Consider the following 18,463-nt stretch of genomic DNA (forward strand, 5'->3'; position numbering starts at 1 on the left):
ATAAATTCACACACATGAAAAAAATAGTTTTTACTTTACTTAGTGCTTTTGCAATTTCGCAGGTTTCTGCTCAAGAAAAAGTGTACTTCACTTCTACTCCTTCTTTAAGTCCTGATGCTAAAACGGTTTATTTTAGTTACGATGGCGACATCTGGTCAACCGATATAAATGGCGGGAATGCTGCAAGAATAACAGCTTTAGAAGGAGAAGAAATCAATCCTCGTGTTTCACCAGACGGAAAATGGCTGGCATTCAGCTCTAATCAATATGGAAATTACGATATTTATATAATGCCTATAAATGGTGGACAAATTAAGCAATTGACTTTTCATCAAGCCAAAGATGAAGTCGAGAGTTGGAGCTGGGATAGTAAATCGGTCTATTTTACCTCAAACCAAAATAATGGATTTGGAAGTTTTAAAATTGATTTAGACGGAAAAACACCAGAAGCGCTTTTTACAAATTATTTCAACACAACAAATGGTTTAGTAGAAACTCCTCAAGGCGAATATATTTTCACCAACTCATCTGAAAGTGCAAGTCAAGTTACACGAAAAAGATACAAAGGAGAAAATAATCCAGATTTATTAGGATATAATCCAACCACAAAAAGTTATAAACAATATACCGATTACAACGGAAAAGATTTTAATCCAACAGTTGATAAAAACGGAATTATTTATTTTATTTCGGACGAAAATAATGGCGAATACAACTTATATCAATTAGCAAATGGTAAAAAAGAAGCGTTAACAAAATTTGAAACTTCAATTAAGAAACCTTTTGTTTCGGCTGATGGTTCAAAAGTTGTTTTCGAAAAAGATTATCAATTATTTGTTTACGATGTAAAAACTAAAACGTCGAAACCTCTTACAATTAATGTTAATTCGAATAAATCTTTAGAAAAAGAGCAAAATTTTGAAGTTGATAATAACATCGATTATTTTGACATTTCTCCTGATGGAAAGAAAATGGCCTTTGTAAGCAGAGGAATTATTTTTGTTTCGGATAATGAAGGAAAGTTTGTCAATCAAATTTCTGATGGAAAAGAGCGTGTTTTAGAAGTAAAATGGTTAAAAGACAACAAAAATTTAATCTTCAACCAAACGTATAAAGGTTACCAAAATTGGTTTAAAATTTCGGCTGACGGAAAAGGAAAAGTTGAACAATTAACTTCTGATTTAAGAAATAATCGAGACATTACATTCAACAATGATTTATCACAAGCTGTTTATTTAAGCGGACGCGATGAAGTAAGATTATTAGATTTGAAATCACTTAAATCATCAACAATTGTTAAAGATGAAATTTGGGCTTTCCAAAATTCGAAACCATCTTTTTCTCCAAATGATGAATATGTGTTATTCTCTGCAAAACGCAATTTCGAGTTGGATATTTTTATTCACAACATCAAAAAAAATACAACTGTTAATTTAACGAATACTGGTGTTTCTGAAGCTGATCCTACTTGGTCTCCAGACGGAAAATATATCTATTTTTCAAGCGATAGAAAAAATCCGTCCTATCCTTTAGGAATGCAAGAATCAAGTATTTATCGCGCTTCTTTAGATTGGTTTGATCAAGCGTATAAATCAGAGAAATTTGATAATTTATTTGTCGAAGAAAAAAAGGTTGAGAAGAAAGAGAAAAAAGAAGAAAAGAACGATTTTAAAGCATTAACTATTAATCCAGAAGGATTCTTGGAACGAATTGAATTGGTAACAGACCGTTTTGGATATCAGACAAATCCTTTTGTTTTTGCGGATGATAAAAAGCAATTTTTATTCTATAACACCAATCAAGAAAATGGTAAATTTCAGTTATACAGAAAAACAACCACTGATTTTGAAGAAGATAAAACAGATAAAATATTCAACAAAGGCGCTGATTTTATCGTAAAAAATGAGAAAAATCTTTATGCTTTAATCGATAATTCTGTTTACAAATTTGGCATTAGTTCTACAAATCCTGAAAAAGTTAGTATTAAATATAATTTCAATAAAAACTTGGCTTCAGAATTCAATCAAATGTACGAGGAAGCTTGGGCTGGAGTAGAAGAAAATTTCTATGATGAGAATTTTCATGGAATCGATTGGAAAGCTAAAAAAGAGCAATACGCAACGTTTTTACCTTATGTCAACAATCGAAATGATTTGAGAATTTTGTTAAATGATATGCTAGGTGAATTGAATTCTTCGCATTTAGGTTTTTCATCTTTCGGAAAAGAAGAAAGTCGAAGATTGAATTATTTCACCAACGAAACAGGAATTATTTTCAAAAAAGATCAACCTTTTACAGTTGAAAAAATCTTACGAAAATCTCCTGCTTTTCTTAAAAATGTTGATGTTCAAGAAGGTGATATTTTAGTGAGCGTAAATGGGCAAAAAATCGATCAAAACCAAAATCGCGAAACTTATTTTACAACGCCTAAAAAATTAGAAGAATTAACTCTTGAATTTGACCGAAAAGGAAAAACAATTTCGACGAAGATTCATCCAATTTCAAATAACGAATTGAAATCGCTTTTATATGATGAATGGATTTATGAAAATCGTCAGCGTGTAAAAAAATTAAGCAACGATAGAATCGCTTATTCGTACATGAAAAATATGTCTACTTCTGAATTGGATGTATTTTTATTGGACATGGTAGAGCAAGAGAATAGAAAAGATGGTGTCATTTTAGATTTACGTTTCAATACAGGTGGAAATGTACATGATAAAGTCTTGAACTTTTTATCGCAAAGACCTTATTTGAAATGGAAATATCGTGAAGGACAATTAACTGTTCAACCGAACTTTGCACCTTCAGGAAAACCAATTGTTTTATTAATTAACGAATACTCATTAAGCGATGCAGAAATGACAGCCGCAGGATTCAAAGCTTTAAAATTAGGAAAAATCATCGGTCAAGAAACGTATCGATGGATCATTTTTACTTCTGGAAAAGGATTAGTTGATGGTTCATTTTATCGTTTACCAAGTTGGGGAACTTATACTTTGGATGGACAAAATTTAGAAAAAACTGGTGTTAAACCTGACATTTATATTAAAAACACGTTCTTAGATCGACTAGAAAATAAAGACCCACAATTGGAACGTGCAATCCAAGAGGTCATGAAAGAATTAAAATAATTTACGAAGGTAGATTAACGAATTACGATTATTTTTTTTAATCGTAATTCGTAATTCCAAGATCGTAAATCTAACATAACAATTATGAGAATCATTCCAGCTATAGATATTATCGACGGAAAATGCGTCAGATTATCGCAAGGCGATTACGATACAAAAAAAATATACAACGAAAATCCGTTGGAAGTAGCAAAAGAATTCGAGGATTACGGTATCGAATATTTGCACTTGGTGGATTTAGACGGCGCAAAATCAAAGCAAATCATCAATTATAAAACCTTAGAATTAATAACTTCTAAAACCAATTTAAAAGTTGATTTTGGAGGTGGAATTAAGGCTAATGATGATATTAGAATTGCTTTTGAATGTGGTGCGAATCAAATTACAGGTGGAAGTATTGCGGTTCAAAATCCGACTTTATTTCAAGAATGGATTTCACAATATGGAAGCGATAAAATCATTTTAGGCGCAGATGCTAAAGATCGAAAAATTGCTACACATGGTTGGTTAGAAACCTCAGAATTAGATGTAATAGATTTTATTCAAGAATATAAAACCAAAGGAATTGAGTATGTGATTTGTACAGACATTGCGAAAGATGGGATGTTACAAGGAACTTCAAACGAATTGTACGCTGAAATTTTAGCAGCGTCGGATGTCAAATTAATTGCTTCTGGCGGAGTATCTTCTATCGACGATTTAATTAAAGTCAAAGAATTAGGTTGCGAAGGAGCAATTTTAGGGAAAGCGATTTATGAAGGGAGAATTGATTTGAAAGTTCTTAGTCGTATGCTCTAAGTTCTAAGGAAAATATTTCGTAAATTTTACTTACTAAACTTATAGCTATGAATACATTTGAATCTTTGTTAGTATGGAAAAAATCTCACGAATTAACATTGAAAATTTACGAGATTACCAAAAGTTTTCCAAAAGAAGAAATATTTGGTATCACAAGTCAAATTAGACGTGCCTCATATTCTGTACCTTCAAATATTGTAGAAGGTCGAAAGAAAAGTACAGTTCCGCACAGATTAAGTTTCTTATCTCATTCAATTGGATCCTTAGAAGAAGTTAAATATTTTCTACTATTATCTAAAGATTTAGGCTATTTAAATCAAGAAATTTATGATACTATTTTCTCATTAACTGAAGAAGTAGGAAGACTTTTAAATGGTTACGAAAAATTTATAAAAAACGATAAATTTAGTTCTTAGACATAAGTCTTATGTTCTAAGGTATTTAAATTAATATAAAAAAAACAGTTCTAAATTTAGGATGTAGGATTCCAACCTTAAGTCTTAGAACTTAGAACTTAGAACTAAAGTGTTAAAAAAAAGAATCATTCCGTGTCTGGACATCAAAGATGGAAGAACGGTAAAAGGGGTTAATTTCGTGGGTTTACGCGATGCGGGAGATCCAGTAGAATTGGCAAAAAAATATGTAGAAGAAGGCGCTGATGAATTGGTGTTTTTGGATATCACAGCTACCATTGAAAAGCGTAAAACTTTAGCTGAAATGGTGGAGAAAATTGCTTCGGCGATTAATATACCGTTTACAGTTGGTGGTGGAATCAATTCGGTGGAAGATGCTTCGGCGGTCATCAAAGCTGGCGCAGATAAAGTTTCGGTGAATTCTTCGGCGGTTAAAAATCCTCAATTAATTGCAGATTTAGCTGCTCGATTTGGATCGCAATGTGTAGTCGTTGCTGTAGATACTCGCGATGTAAATGGAACACAAAAAGTTTTCGTAAGCGGTGGAAAAATTGAAACCGAATGGGAAACCTTAGATTGGGTCAAAAAAGTAGAAGAATTTGGCGCTGGCGAAATTCTGTTAACATCTATGGATGGAGATGGGACAAAAGCTGGTTTCAAAATTGATATCACAAAAGCAGTTGCTGATACTGTAAATCTTCCAGTAATAGCTTCGGGTGGAGCTGGAAAAATGGAGCATTTTACAGAAGTTTTTACCCAAACAAAAGCAAGTGGTGGATTGGCTGCAAGTATTTTTCACTTTGGTGAAATTCCAATTCCGACGCTTAAAAATTATTTAAAAGAACAAAATATTCCGATACGATGAAGATCGATTTCAATAAAAGTAATGACGGATTAGTTCCCGTTATTATTCAAAATTATCTTAACAATAGAGTTTTGATGTTAGGTTATATGAACGAAGAAGCTTTTAACAAAACCCAAGAAATTGGAAAAGTGACCTTTTATTCTCGTTCAAAAAATAGATTATGGACAAAAGGTGAAGAATCAGGAAACTTCTTAGAGGTTAAATCAATTGCGGTTGATTGCGACAACGATACAGTTTTAATCAAAGCAAAACCTTTTGGACCAACTTGTCATACGGGTTCTACGACTTGTTTTAAAGAAGAAACCAACCACGGATTTGTATATGAATTAGAACAAACCATTAACGATAGAATTGATTTGGACAATGATCCAGATTCGTATACCAACAAATTATTCAAAAGAGGAATCAATAAGGTTGCGCAAAAAGTAGGTGAAGAAGCAGTTGAATTGGTAATTGAAGCCAAAGACAACAACGATGATTTATTTATTAATGAAGCCGCGGATTTAATGTATCATTATTTAATTTTATTGAAAGCCAAAGGTTTCAAATTAGAAGATGTAGAAAATGTTTTGAAATCAAGAGAAAATGGTCCAAGACGAGCTGAGTAAAGTAGTTTAGAAATATAAAAGATTGCAGATTAGCAATCTTTTTTGTTTTCAAAAAACTGATGTTTAGCAGAATTAGCCAAATTTATTTAATTTAATTAGAATTAATATAAATAAAAATAATACTTTTGAAATCAAATTAAAATTAGTCTAAATAATCATTACAATATATTCTATTCATATGAAAAAATTATTCATTTCTGCTGCTATCCTTGTTGCTTCATTTATTCAAGCTCAAACGAATACGTTGATGGACGCTGGTTTTTGGAAAAATAATCCAACAATAGAAACTGTAAAAACTGAAATTTCGAAAGGAAATAGTCCTTCTTTTCAAAATGGTGGTTTCTTTGATCCTGTTGTGATAGCGATTAACAATAAAGCAGATTTTAATGTGACTAAATTTTTAATTGAACAAGAAGGAAATTCTATTGATAAAAAAACGCATCACTCAAGAATTTATCTTCAATGGGCTGCGGCTGCGGGGAATTTAGAATTGGTAAATTATTTATTAGCCAAAGGTTCTGATGTTCACTACAAAGACAGCCATGGTTACGATGTGATTACGTATGCTGCAAGTGCTGGAAATCAAAATATAGCGGTTTACGATGCGTTAATTAAAGCTGGTGCCAATCCAAAAGTTAAAGGAGAAAATGGGACTAACTTAATTATGGAAGCAATTGCAAATGATGATGATTTAAAAGTAACAGAATACTTTATTTCGAAAGGTTTATCATTAAGCGAAAAAGACGCTAACGGACGTACTATAGCGGATTATGCTGCAAAATTAGGAAACTTATCAATCATAGATAAATTAATCGCGAAAGGTGTAAAACCTACAGATCAAGCTTTATTTTTTGCCACTCAAGGTTCGAGAACAAAAGAAAATGGTGTAGAAGTTTTCCAAGAATTAATTACAAAATATAAATTAAATCCAAAAGCGTTAAATCCAGACGGACAAACATTATTATATGCTTTATCTCGCAGAGGAAACTCAGAAACAATCAACTTTATCTTATCAAAAGGTGTTGATGCTAAAATTGCTGATAAAGAAGGAAACACTGCATTAATGGTTGCTGCTGGAGGAAAAAACACAGATTTAATCAATACATTTTTATCAAAAGCAAATAATGTAAATGCGATTAATAAAAATGGTGAGTCAGCTTTAACGAAAGCTGTTGCTTCTGGAACATCTCAAATCGTTTCTTTATTATTAGAAAAAGGCGCTAAAGCTAATATTGTTGATAAAGATGGAAATAATTTGGCTTATTATTGGTTCAATTCTTTCAAACCAAATGATGAATCATTCGCTGAAAAACAAGCTTTATTAACAAATGCAAAAGTTGATTTTAAAGCTACTCAAAGCAAAGGTGCAACTTTGTTACACATCGCTGTTGATAAAGGAAATGTAAATTTGGTAAAGAAAGCGATTGAATTAGGTGTAAATATTAATACACAAGATGAAGACGGAAATACAGCGTTACACAAAGCAGCTTTGATTGCGAAAGATGATGCAATCTTGAAAACTTTGGTTGCTGCTGGAGCGAAAAAAGATATTAAAACAGAATTTGACGAAACGGCTTATGATTTGGCTGGAGAAAACGAATTCTTAAAGAAAAATAATGTGTCTATTGACTTTTTAAAATAATGAAGGAGATGAAATTTAACTTAATCAAAAAATTAGTTGGATTAGTTGTAATCTTAATGGCAACTGCCACTTTTGCACAAACAACAAAATACAAAACAATGATTCAGATGAATAATTACACAGGAAAAGAAGCCTATGTAGTGATTTCATTAATCAATCCAAAAGGACAATACGAAAAAACTTTAGGTGTTTTGGGAACGGATAACGAGTGGTACAACACGTTAAAAGAATGGCACAAATTCAATAGTAAAAAGAAAGAAAAATTAAACGGAATTACAGGTGCTTCAGTTGCTGGAGGAGCGAGAGCTACACGTGTCATCGAGTTTGATACTGCAAAATTGAATAAAGGATACAAATTACGTTTTGAATCTGCTGTTGAAACTCAAAAATACGTCGCAAAAGACGCCGAAGTTGCATTAAATTCTGCGGATTTAGACAACAAAGCAGGTATCAAAGGTTCAGTTTATATTAAAGCCGTACGTTTTATAAAAGTTCAATAAAAATGACATTATCTATTTGGAGATATGCGCATTTGAGTCTTGCAATTTTATCTTCAGCATTTTTAGTTATTCTATCTATCACAGGAGTAATTTTGGCTGTTGATGCAATAAACGAAAAATCGCCCGCATACAAAGTAGAAAATTTCGATAACATAACACTCGCGCAAGTTTTACCAACTTTGCGCGAGCATTATTTTGAAATAATAGAAGTTAAAGTTGATCACAATGATTTTGTGACGATTGATGCTATGGACGAAGATGGGAATTCGATCAAATCTTACATTGATCCTACAACAGGAAAAAAGATTGGTGAAATTGTTCCAAAAAGTGATTTCATCAATTGGGTCACAGCCTTGCACCGTTCATTATTTCTAAAAGAAACTGGTCGAGCAATCGTTGGCGTAGTCTCTTTTTTATTGATGTTAATTTCAATAAGTGGATTAATCTTAATCGTAAAACGTCAACAAGGAATCTTAAACTTCTTCATCAAAGTTAACAAAGACTCTTTTTCACAATATTTCCACGTTGTAACTGGACGTTGGTTATTAATTCCAGTTTTAATCATTGCATTAACAGGAACATTGATTTTCTTAGCACGATTAGAACCTTTAGTTGGTCAACCAAAAGAAATCGAGCATCAAGCTAAAGAAAATTTACAACCAAAAGATTTAAAAGACATTGAGTTTTTCAAAAACACGAAATTAAGTAGTGTAGAAAAGATTGAATTTCCTTTTATTCCAGATGATGAAGCTGAACCATTTATAGTCCATTTAAGAAAAAAATCGGTTTCGGTTAATCAAGTAAATGGAGCGATTATTTCAGAATCGCTAAATCCTTATTCTGCAATTGTAGAAAAATTTAATATCGATTTACATACGGGTCGCACCAATGTGATTTGGGCAGCGATTTTAGGAATTGCTTCACTTAATATTTTATTTTTTATTTGGTCAGGATTTGTAATTACGTTCAAACGTACAAAAACGAAAATCGGCAAAAATAAATATAAAGCTATCGAAGCTGAAATTATCCTTTTAGTTGGTTCTGAAAATGGATCGACTGTTGGTTTTGCTTCAAAAATTCAAGAACAATTTTTAGCAAACGGGAAAAAATCATTCATCGCTCAGATGAATCAATATGAAATTTATCCAAAGGCAAAACAACTCATCATTTTTACTTCCACTTATGGAATTGGTGATGCGCCTGCGAATGCTAAGAAATTTGAACAATTAATCACACAATTTCCACAAAACCAATCCATCGAATTTTCGGTTGTAGGATTTGGCTCAAGAGCCTATTCAGATTATTGTGGATATGCGATAAAAGTTGACAAATGGTTGAATGATCAAAAATGGGCTACTCAATTATTGGATTTGAAAACAGTAAATGATAAATCGCCGGAAGAATTCACAAATTGGGTCATTGCATACAAAGAAACGACAGATATTCCGTTAGCAACAACGCCTGCGATGTATGTTGGAAAAGCACTAGAACTGAAAAATGTTAAGGTTATTTCTACCACTAAAATCACACAAGAAGATGCTACATTTAAAGTTATTTTAGATGTAAAAGAGAAATTCAAATCTGGAGATTTATTAGCAATTTATCCCGAAAGTGATCACAAAGAACGCTTATATTCGGTTGGAAAAGTAGATAATAAATTACAGTTAATTGTAAAATTGCATGAGTTTGGATTAGGTTCTCAATATTTATATAATTTGGTTCAAAATTCTACGATTAAAGCTCGAATTGTAAAAAATAAAGCCTTTAGATTTCCAAAAGCTTCAAAAGTTGTGATGATTGCAAACGGAACAGGAATTGCACCTTTTCTTGGGATGATTGATGAGAATTCAAAAAATATTGAAACGCATTTATACTGTGGTTTCAGACATGATAATGAAACAACAAAATCTTATCAAGAATTTGCTACGAAACAAATTTTTACGAATCATTTGAGTCAATTTCACATTGCATTTTCTCGTGAAGAAAATAAACAGTATGTGATGGATTTAGTCAATCGTGATGCTAAATTCTTTGCTGAAACATTACAAAATGGTGGAATTCTTATGATTTGTGGTGCTCTCACAATGCAACATGATGTAGAGAAAGTTTTGGAACAAATCTGTCAAGAACATTTGAATAAATCATTCGAAGAATTCAAAACAAATGGGCAATTTTTGACGGATTGTTACTAGAAAAATAATTTTGATGCAATCCTAAAACAAGTTCAGAATAACCTAATACCTGTCATACCGAGCTTGTCGAGGTATCTTTAAGCTTTATACTTTTCGATAAACTCAGAATAACAAATGAATAAACCAAAATGAAATTCATTCTAAAAAATATATTCACTTTTATACTATTGTATGTTCTAACTCCGATAAATGCTCAAACGGTTGGAGTTAGAGATACAATTTTGATGGGAAGTAAATTCAAAATTACATTGGTTGACACCGATTCTATTTCTGTTGAAAAAAATATCAATAAAGCAATTGATGAAATGATCAGAATCGAGAATTTGATTTCTGACTGGAAACCAACTTCGCAAGTTTCTCTTGTCAATCAAAATGCAGGAATAAAGGCGATAAAAGTAGATCGAGAAGTTTTTGACTTAACAAAGCGTGCGATTTATTTTTCGCAACTAACCGATGGTGCTTTTGACATTAGCTTTGCGGCAATGGACAAAATATGGAAATTTGATGGTTCAATGGAAAAGATTCCAACTCAGGAAGAGATTTCAAAAGCCATCGAAAAAATCGGTTATCAAAACATTATTTTAGATGAAGAAAATTCAACAATATTCTTAAAAAAAGCTGGAATGAAAATCGGTTTTGGTTCAACAGGAAAAGGTTATGCAGCACAAAAAGCACGAACTTTCATGCAAGACTTAGGAATACAAGCGGGTATAATTGATGCTTCTGGTGATATGACAACTTGGGGAAATCAACCAAATGGAGAACTTTGGAAAATTGGAGTTACAAATCCATTTAATCGACATAAAATGTTGGATATTCTCTCAATGAAAAATGCCTCTGTTACGACTTCTGGTGATTACGAAAAATTTATTTTGATTGATGAAGTTCGCTATTCACACATTATTAATCCCAAAACTGGTTATCCTTCAACAGGATTAACAGGGGTTACAGTTATTGGGACGGATGCTGAAATGTGTAATGGTTTTAGCACTTCTATCATGGTTTTAGGAAAAGAAAAAGGATTGAATTTTATCAATCAACAAAAAGATTACGCTGCTCTTTTGATTACAGATAAAGGAAAAATTATTCGTTCAAAAAACTACAAGAAGATTAAACGAAAACTTGAGAAATAACACTTAAAAATGGTGATTTAGATATGCAGTTTCAACGTAAAAATGCTCCTTACAAAGAAGTTTCTGAATCAATTTTATTTATCCAAAACAGCACTTTCGCAATATCAATAATTTAGCTTAAATTATTTAAGTGTATAATAACCATTATATTTAGTAAAAGGTGTTTTTTATAGAAAAAATAGACTCAGTTCTGTAATTTTTGTTATGCTTCATTTTAAATAAAAAGTCGAAATTGCACCTAAACAAAATACAAAAGCTATGAACGACAATAAAAAATCTCATTGGGAACATATATATGAAGTAAAAACTCCAGAAGAAGTGAGTTGAACACAAGAAAAACCAGAAACTTCTTTAAATTTTATTCATTCTTTTGGAGCTGATAAAACAGCTAAAATTATTGATATTGGTGGTGGAGATAGTAAGTTGGTCGATTTTTTATTGGAAGAAGGATATGAAAATATTTCTGTTTTGGATATTTCTGCAAATGCGTTGGAAAGAGCAAAAAAGCGTTTAGGAAATAATGCAGAAAAAGTAACTTGGATTGTTGCTGATATCACCGAATTTGAACCTACAGAACAATACGATATTTGGCACGATAGAGCAGTTTTTCATTTTTTAATAGAAGAAAATGACATCAAAAAGTACCAAAATTTGGTCTCGAAAGCTGTAAAAGGAAATATGGTAATTGGAACTTTTTCGACAAATGGACCATTAAAATGTAGTGGTTTGGAAATAAAACAAAATGATGAAACGTCGTTAACCTCAACTTTTGAAGCTAATTTTGAGAAAATAGAATGTTTTACAATTGATCATAAAACGCCATTTGATACGATTCAGAACTTTATTTTTTGTAGTTTCAACAAAAAATAAAATGCGTTAGGGATAGTAGTGGAAATCCTTTTTTGTAGACGCGGTGTCTACAAAAAAGATTGTAACGAATAGCCCGCTCAAACGCTAAAAATATAAAAATCATCTCCTTAATTCAGGAGATGATTTTATATTTTTAAAGCTTTATTGTATTCGATATTTCCTTTTTTAATATCATTTAAAATCCATTTCAGTTCAGCATCCGTACGCTTAATTTTATCTTGCAAATTAGGTTGAATAACTTGGTTTGGATAAACACCATGCGCCTGTTCATCTCGCTTTTCAATAGGAGAAAGATAAACTGTACCAACCGAAATTTTGAGTTTGGAATTGGGCAACGTAAATTTTGGCATCAACCCAGCAACCGTTCCATTAAAATCTCCTCCCGTTTCTTCACCTACAAAAAATGCTCGATTTTTTAGTTGAAGATTAGCCGAAATCAACGCCGAAGCAGAGTAAGAACCACCATTTATAATGACATACAAATTGTGGTGATACACGAGCTCTTTATCTATTTTGACATGCGAAAAAGGCATGTGCAATTCGTATTCATTTTTAGCATTTTTTGACGTCGAAAAATAAGTATAACCCGATCCCAACCAAAGCAACGGATAGGAATAAACGGGAAAAAGATTGTACAACGACTTGCCAAAAGAGGTTTTGTTCGCGACGATTTTTTCATCTAAAAATGCCTTGGAATCATCGACCAAATAAGCGTATAAATAGTGCGAATCTTTTAGGTAACCACCACCATTGTTGCGAAGATCAAGAACTAAATTTTGAACTTTATGATTCTTGATATCCGTAAAAACCTCTTTATATAGTTCGCGTATTTTTCCTTTCCTGAAATCAGTTACTTTTAACACCGCAATCGTACTGTCGTTCGTAGGAAAAGTCAAATCTTTGGAATAGGTTTTGGAACTTTTAGAATAGCCGTATTTCTTTTGTTTTATCCTAACTTTTCGCTCAACTTCTTTCTGCTCTTTTGTAATTTTTGGTAGTTCTGAAATCTTATCATTTTTAGGTTTTGGATAGGTACGAAATGTTTTTTTTCGGATGATTGAATTCCCCATTTTAAAAGTTAATTCAACCGAATCTTTAATTCCATTTTCTAAAGTAAAATAATTGAGAAAAGTTCGGTTAAAGACATTATCCGAAAAAGTTTGATTTTCACCATCTCCATAAATACTTTTTTTATATTTATCGTATAAATACTTTGTAGAAACACTATCTATATAAAGCAAAGCCGAACCTTGATTAATCGGATTGATTTTACTGTAATCTGTCACTAAAAAAACTGAATCATTTTGCCAAAAAAAACTATAATCACTAAAAGCAGATTTAGATTCTTTGTATTTTTTTTCCTTGCTCTTTTCTAATCGTTTATATATCGGATAAATATCTGTATGACCATGTTCTAAACTTTCGAAAATCGGAAAAAACTTGACATAAAAATCATTTGGTTTCAATGGTTTATCAATTGACTTTTTAAGACTATCAAATTTATAATCAATTTGTTCTTGAGAAGTATATAAATCTAATTTTGGATGATATCTTTTTAGTTTTTTATAAACAAAATCTACATCTTTTTTCAATTTATTCGCAGGAATCTCTTTATCAATATCTGCATTATATTTCTCGACAGAAGCACAACTGCATATCAATAAAAGTGACAAATAAATTAGAGTAAATTTTAGTTTCATTAAGGATAATTAAATGAATAATAAGTTACAATATTATTTCACTTCTTGATAAAATTCTTCGATAAAATTTTCCATATACTGATGACGTTTTAAAGCAATTTCTTTTGCTGTTTTGGTATTCATCAACTCTTTTAATTTAAATAATTTATCATAAAAATGTTGCACGCTAGAAGCGTCTTTCGAATTATCGTACGGATTATATAAAATACTACCTACACTTCCGCCATATGCAAAACAACGCGCAATACCAACCGCTCCAATTGCATCTAAACGATCAGCATCTTGCACAATTTCAGCCTCGATAGTTGTTGGTTTATTTCCTTTACTAAATGAAACTTGCGAGACTATTTCCAATACTTTCTGAATTGATTCTTCCTCTACATGAATTGATTCTAAAAATTTTCTAATTAATTCCTCCGATTTATCAACTCCATTATGCAATTTATAATCACCGATATCATGTGTCCAAGCTGCTAATTCAACCAAAAAAGAATCTGCATTTTCAGTTTCTAAAATCTTCTTCGCATTTGTCACCACACGTTCTATGTGAAAATAATCGTGTCCTGTTCCTTCATCTAAAAAAGTTTTTTTGATATAAGCTTGTGTCTGAATAAGTATTTCTTGTTTGTTCATTTTTTAAATTTATTTCCGAGTTTAAAAATACGTCAGAATCATTATTCAAAAAACTTGATTTTTCAGAATTAATTTAATAATCACTTTTAAAATAATTATTTATCAAAAATATTGTATATTTGCACCTCAAATTTGTAAAACGGGACGAGTTCCCAAAATAATTAGTTATACTATGGCTACAAGAATTAGATTACAAAGACATGGTCGTAAAGGAAAACCATTCTTTCACATCGTAGTTGCTGACTCAAGAGCAAAACGTGATGGTCGTTTCATCGAAAAATTAGGTACTTACAACCCAATTACTAACCCTGCAACTGTAGAATTAAATGTTGATTCTGCTGTAAAATGGTTACAAACTGGTGCTGAGCCAACTAATACTGCTAAAGCTTTATTATCTTACAAAGGTGCTTTTATGAAAAAACACTTATTAGGTGGTGTTGCTAAAGGTGCGTTTTCTCAAGAAGAAGCTGACAAACGTTTCGACGCTTGGTTAGAAGCTAAAGGTGAAAAAGTTCAAGCTAAAAAAGACGGTTTAACTTCAGGTGCTGCTGCTGCTAAAGCTGCTGCATTAGAAGCTGAAAAAGCTGTTAATGAAGCTCGTGTAAAAGCTGCTCAGGAAGCTGAAGCTGCTGCACAAGTTGAAGAAACTCCTGCTGAAGAAGCAGAAGGTACAACTGAAGAAGTTGCTACAGAAGAATAATTTTTAAGTTCAGAGACGTTCCAAATGACAAAAAATGATTGCTACTATTTAGGTAAAGTTACAAAGAGACATGGTTTCAAAGGTAATTTAATCATTCACTTGGATACAGACGAACCAGAATTATACGATACTTTGGAAGCAGTGTTCATCGAGCAAGATGGTACACTGGTTCCATTTTTTTTCGAAACTTCTCAGCCTTATCAAGGCACAAAATTATTAGTAAAGTTTGAAGATGTTGAAGACGAAGATGTCGACAAATTAATCAATCGCGAACTTTATTTACCTCTAAAATCATTACCAGAACTTTCTGGAACAGATTTTTATTACCACGAAATTGTTGGTTTCACAATTTACGATCAAACAAATACAGAAGTTGGGACAATAAAATCTGTTAACGATTCTGCAGCGCAAGCTTATTTCGAAGTAGATGCGAATGGAAAAGAAATCTTAATTCCGATGATTGACGAATGGATTCTTGAAGTTAATCGAGAAGAAAAAGCAATGCTTATCCAAATTCCTAACGGATTATTAGAAATTTATTTGGGGTAATTATTTAAATATCCTAGTTTTTTCAAATCATTTCTGTCTTCAATTTTGATTAAATTTCCTTCTTTTAATACATAATTTTTAGTCGAAATATTTAGCACATATTCATACTGATGATCAGATATAATAATTCCTTTATGATTTGATTGTTCAATAATTTGTCGAGAAATATTATCTATCATTAATGGTGATAATCAAGCAAAAGGCTCATCTAAAATACAAAAACTTGACGTCGAATATAGATAAATTTTCACTTGTAAATATCGTTGTTGACCATAAGAAGTATTTTTAACTCTATGTTTTAAAATATTCATTATCAAATCGTCCTCTAAGAATTTTATTTTTATTCTTTCTTCATCTATAAACAAATCAATTAGAGTTTTTACTTTAATATTTTGAGGAAAATGATTGAATTGAGTTACAAACGCTAAACCATCTTTTACTTCAAACGTATTTTTCTTAACTTCACCATTAATTCGAACAAATTTATTTTCAGAAGAAATTGAACCAAAAATAACATCAAAAAGTGTTGATTTACCACTTCCATTTCTACCTATAATAGAAACGATTTCACCTTTTTTAACTTGAAAAGAAATATTTTTTAAAATATTATTTCCATTAAAAGACTTTTGAATACTATCTACTTCCAGGAATAAATCCTTCATACAAATACAAGATTAAAAAAGAAATTGATAAAGTTAATCCTAAAGAAAAAAAATACAATTTTCTTAATGAAAATCTAAAATTATAGTAAAAATATAATTCATGTTTTCTATAAAATTTATAAAAAAGAAAGGATGTAATTTCTGAAATAATAGCTATAATAATTATTGAATTCATATATATAACTGGTCCAAAAACACAACCAATTAATATGCTCCATATCAAGAACACGACTAAATTAACTTTATAAAATTCACAAAATACTCGTAATCTTTTCATTACTCTTCAAATTTTTGAATTAAATGTACTCAATTTTCAAAAAACAATCACTCAATTTTTATTGTCAATTTCGTACCTTTGCAAACTCAATCGTAATTAAAAAATGGAAGAAGAAAAAAAATCATTGAATTTTATTGAGCAAATCATCGAAGATGATTTAGCCAACGGGATGCCGAAAGAAAATTTACGTTTTCGTTTCCCACCAGAACCAAATGGTTATTTGCATATCGGGCATGCAAAAGCAATCTGCTTAAACTTCGGTTTAGGACAGCGTTACAATGCGCCTGTAAACTTACGTTTTGATGACACTAATCCTGACAAAGAAGAACAAGAATTCGTAGATTCTATCCGTGAAGATGTAAAATGGTTAGGTTTTGAATGGGCAGAGGAACGTTATGCTTCTGATTATTTCCAGCAGCTTTACGATTGGGCTGTACAATTAATCAAAGAAGGAAAAGCTTACATCGACGATCAAACATCGGAATTGATTAATGAGCAACGTAAAACTCCTTTCGAACCAGGAGTTAATTCTCCTTATAGAGATCGTTCTGTAGAAGAAAACTTAGAGTTATTCGAAAGAATGAAAGCTGGAGAGTTTGAAGAAGGTTCTCATGTTTTGCGTGCAAAAATAGATATGACTTCTCCGAATATGAATATGCGTGACCCTGTGATGTATCGTATTTTGAAACGTCCTCATCACCGTACTGGAGATACATGGAAAATGTACCCAATGTACGATTGGACACATGGAGAATCTGATTATATCGAAGGAATTTCTCACTCATTGTGTTCGTTAGAATTCAAAAATCACCGCGATTTATATGAATGGTATGTGAATAATGTTGAGTTGCCAAATCAACCTCAAAAACCAAAACAACGCGAATTTGCTCGTGGTAATGTTTCGTACATGATTACAAGTAAACGAAAGTTGATGAAATTGGTACAAGAAGGAGTTGTAATAGGTTGGGATGATCCACGTATGCCTACAATTTCAGGTTTGCGTCGTCGCGGTTATACGCCAGAATCGATCAAGAATTTCTGGAATACAGCCGGTGTTGCAAAACGTGATAATGTTTTAGATATTTCGTTATTAGAATTTTCTGTTCGTGATCATTTAAATAAAATTGCTCCTCGTGTTTTTGCTGTCATTGATCCAGTAAAAGTTATCATCGAAAATTATCCTGAAGGGCAAGTAGAGGAATTAGAAATTGAGAATAACCCAGAAGATGAAACTGCTGGAACTCGTATCGTTCCTTTTACGCGTGAAATCTATATCGAACGTGAAGATTTTATGGAAGAAGCGCCTAAAAAATTCTTCCGTTTATCTTTAGGAAACGAAGTTCGTTTGAAAGGTGCATATTTCATTAAAGCTGAAAGAGCAGAAAAAGATGCTGAAGGAAATATCACAACAATCTATGCAACTTACGATCCTGAAACGAAGTCTGGAAGCGGAACTGAAGCTTCTAAACGTAAAGTAAAAGGTACATTGCATTGGGTTTCTGCAACAGAAAATATTCCAATCGAAGTGCGCGAATATGATCGTTTATTTACAGTTGAATCTCCTGATGCAGAGAAAGATGTTGACTTTTTACAATTTGTCAATCCAAATTCTTTAACTGTAAAAGAAGGTTTTGCTGAGCCTGCTTTGAAAGAAGCTAAAGTCGAGGATAAATTCCAATTTCAACGCATTGGATATTTTGCTTTAGATCGTGATTCTTCTACAGAAAAATTAATTTTCAATAGAACAGTTACGCTTAAAGATACATGGGCAAAAGTGAATAAATAAA

17 protein-coding genes are annotated in these 18,463 nt (G+C 31.7%); 13 read left to right on the forward strand and 4 right to left on the reverse strand.

Features of this window, described 5'->3' with window-relative positions; all coding sequences use genetic code 11:
• Positions 1 to 14 precede the first annotated feature (14 nt).
• The 10 genes from B3R94_RS06960 (at position 15) to B3R94_RS07005 (ending at position 12,155) form a co-directional block, all read left to right on the forward strand.
• Complete coding sequence (locus tag B3R94_RS06960) at positions 15 to 3,134, forward strand: S41 family peptidase (protein ID WP_291099632.1); 3,120 nt, start codon at positions 15 to 17, stop codon at positions 3,132 to 3,134.
• A gap of 84 nt (positions 3,135 to 3,218) precedes the next feature.
• Positions 3,219 to 3,932 carry a 1-(5-phosphoribosyl)-5-[(5-phosphoribosylamino)methylideneamino]imidazole-4-carboxamide isomerase gene (gene hisA / locus B3R94_RS06965; protein WP_114997999.1) on the forward strand — a complete coding sequence of 238 codons (714 nt, stop codon included), beginning with the start codon at positions 3,219 to 3,221 and terminating at the stop codon, positions 3,930 to 3,932.
• A 47-nt stretch (positions 3,933 to 3,979) separates the two neighbouring features.
• Positions 3,980 to 4,348, forward strand: coding sequence for a four helix bundle protein (locus B3R94_RS06970; protein WP_038336484.1), 369 nt, complete (start codon positions 3,980 to 3,982; stop codon positions 4,346 to 4,348).
• 109 nt (positions 4,349 to 4,457) lie between these two features.
• A complete protein-coding gene (gene hisF / locus B3R94_RS06975; RefSeq protein WP_038336482.1) occupies positions 4,458 to 5,210 on the forward strand; it encodes an imidazole glycerol phosphate synthase subunit HisF in 753 nt (250 codons plus the stop codon).
• A complete protein-coding gene (gene hisIE, locus B3R94_RS06980; protein ID WP_280049037.1) occupies positions 5,207 to 5,818 on the forward strand; it encodes a bifunctional phosphoribosyl-AMP cyclohydrolase/phosphoribosyl-ATP diphosphatase HisIE in 612 nt (203 codons plus the stop codon). Before hisF ends, hisIE begins: the two co-directional genes overlap by 4 nt.
• Before the next feature lie 178 nt (positions 5,819 to 5,996).
• Positions 5,997 to 7,460: an ankyrin repeat domain-containing protein gene (locus B3R94_RS06985; protein WP_291099635.1), complete on the forward strand. Its 1,464-nt coding sequence runs from the start codon at positions 5,997 to 5,999 to the stop codon at positions 7,458 to 7,460.
• Positions 7,461 to 7,468: 8 nt separating this feature from the next.
• Complete coding sequence (locus tag B3R94_RS06990) at positions 7,469 to 7,960, forward strand: DUF2271 domain-containing protein (protein ID WP_180905318.1); 492 nt, start codon at positions 7,469 to 7,471, stop codon at positions 7,958 to 7,960.
• 2 nt (positions 7,961 to 7,962) lie between these two features.
• Positions 7,963 to 10,152 carry a PepSY domain-containing protein gene (locus B3R94_RS06995; RefSeq protein ID WP_291099638.1) on the forward strand — a complete coding sequence of 730 codons (2,190 nt, stop codon included), beginning with the start codon at positions 7,963 to 7,965 and terminating at the stop codon, positions 10,150 to 10,152.
• Between the two features lie 128 nt (positions 10,153 to 10,280).
• Positions 10,281 to 11,285, forward strand: a complete 1,005-nt coding sequence (locus tag B3R94_RS07000) for an FAD:protein FMN transferase (RefSeq protein WP_291099641.1) — start codon at positions 10,281 to 10,283, stop codon at positions 11,283 to 11,285.
• Between the two features lie 360 nt (positions 11,286 to 11,645).
• Positions 11,646 to 12,155, forward strand: a complete 510-nt coding sequence (locus B3R94_RS07005; RefSeq protein ID WP_313566349.1) for a class I SAM-dependent methyltransferase — start codon at positions 11,646 to 11,648, stop codon at positions 12,153 to 12,155.
• Positions 12,156 to 12,280: 125 nt separating this feature from the next.
• Here the strand turns inward: B3R94_RS07005 and B3R94_RS07010 are convergent, their stop codons facing one another.
• Together B3R94_RS07010 and B3R94_RS07015 are read right to left on the reverse strand one after the other, a co-directional pair.
• Positions 12,281 to 13,855 (reverse strand): S41 family peptidase, encoded by a 1,575-nt coding sequence (locus B3R94_RS07010; RefSeq protein ID WP_291099644.1) that lies wholly within the window; start codon positions 13,853 to 13,855, stop codon positions 12,281 to 12,283.
• Between the two features lie 33 nt (positions 13,856 to 13,888).
• Positions 13,889 to 14,488 (reverse strand): HD domain-containing protein, encoded by a 600-nt coding sequence (locus B3R94_RS07015; protein WP_219033870.1) that lies wholly within the window; start codon positions 14,486 to 14,488, stop codon positions 13,889 to 13,891.
• Between the two features lie 172 nt (positions 14,489 to 14,660).
• On the opposite strand from B3R94_RS07015, the gene B3R94_RS07020 reads away from it, so the two are divergent.
• Positions 14,661 to 15,188 (forward strand): 30S ribosomal protein S16, encoded by a 528-nt coding sequence (locus B3R94_RS07020; RefSeq protein ID WP_180905332.1) that lies wholly within the window; start codon positions 14,661 to 14,663, stop codon positions 15,186 to 15,188.
• A 24-nt stretch (positions 15,189 to 15,212) separates the two neighbouring features.
• Complete coding sequence (gene rimM, locus B3R94_RS07025; RefSeq protein WP_291099647.1) at positions 15,213 to 15,737, forward strand: ribosome maturation factor RimM; 525 nt, start codon at positions 15,213 to 15,215, stop codon at positions 15,735 to 15,737.
• On the opposite strand, the gene B3R94_RS07030 is transcribed toward rimM, so the two are convergent.
• Together B3R94_RS07030 and B3R94_RS07035 are read right to left on the reverse strand one after the other, a co-directional pair.
• Positions 15,725 to 15,916, reverse strand: coding sequence for a hypothetical protein (locus B3R94_RS07030; RefSeq protein WP_291099650.1), 192 nt, complete (start codon positions 15,914 to 15,916; stop codon positions 15,725 to 15,727). The genes rimM and B3R94_RS07030 overlap by 13 nt on opposite strands.
• Positions 15,917 to 15,928: 12 nt before the next feature.
• On the reverse strand, positions 15,929 to 16,399 hold the full coding sequence (locus B3R94_RS07035; protein WP_291099653.1) for an ATP-binding cassette domain-containing protein: 471 nt from the start codon (positions 16,397 to 16,399) through the stop codon (positions 15,929 to 15,931).
• A 380-nt stretch (positions 16,400 to 16,779) separates the two neighbouring features.
• Between B3R94_RS07035 and B3R94_RS07040 the strand changes: the two genes are divergently transcribed.
• Positions 16,780 to 18,462 carry a glutamine--tRNA ligase/YqeY domain fusion protein gene (locus B3R94_RS07040; protein ID WP_291099655.1) on the forward strand — a complete coding sequence of 561 codons (1,683 nt, stop codon included), beginning with the start codon at positions 16,780 to 16,782 and terminating at the stop codon, positions 18,460 to 18,462.
• Position 18,463: the final 1 nt, after the last annotated feature.

Origin of the sequence: Empedobacter sp. UBA7611 (assembly GCF_002484365.1) — a bacterium.
Lineage (GTDB): Bacteria > Bacteroidota > Bacteroidia > Flavobacteriales > Weeksellaceae > Empedobacter > Empedobacter falsenii_B.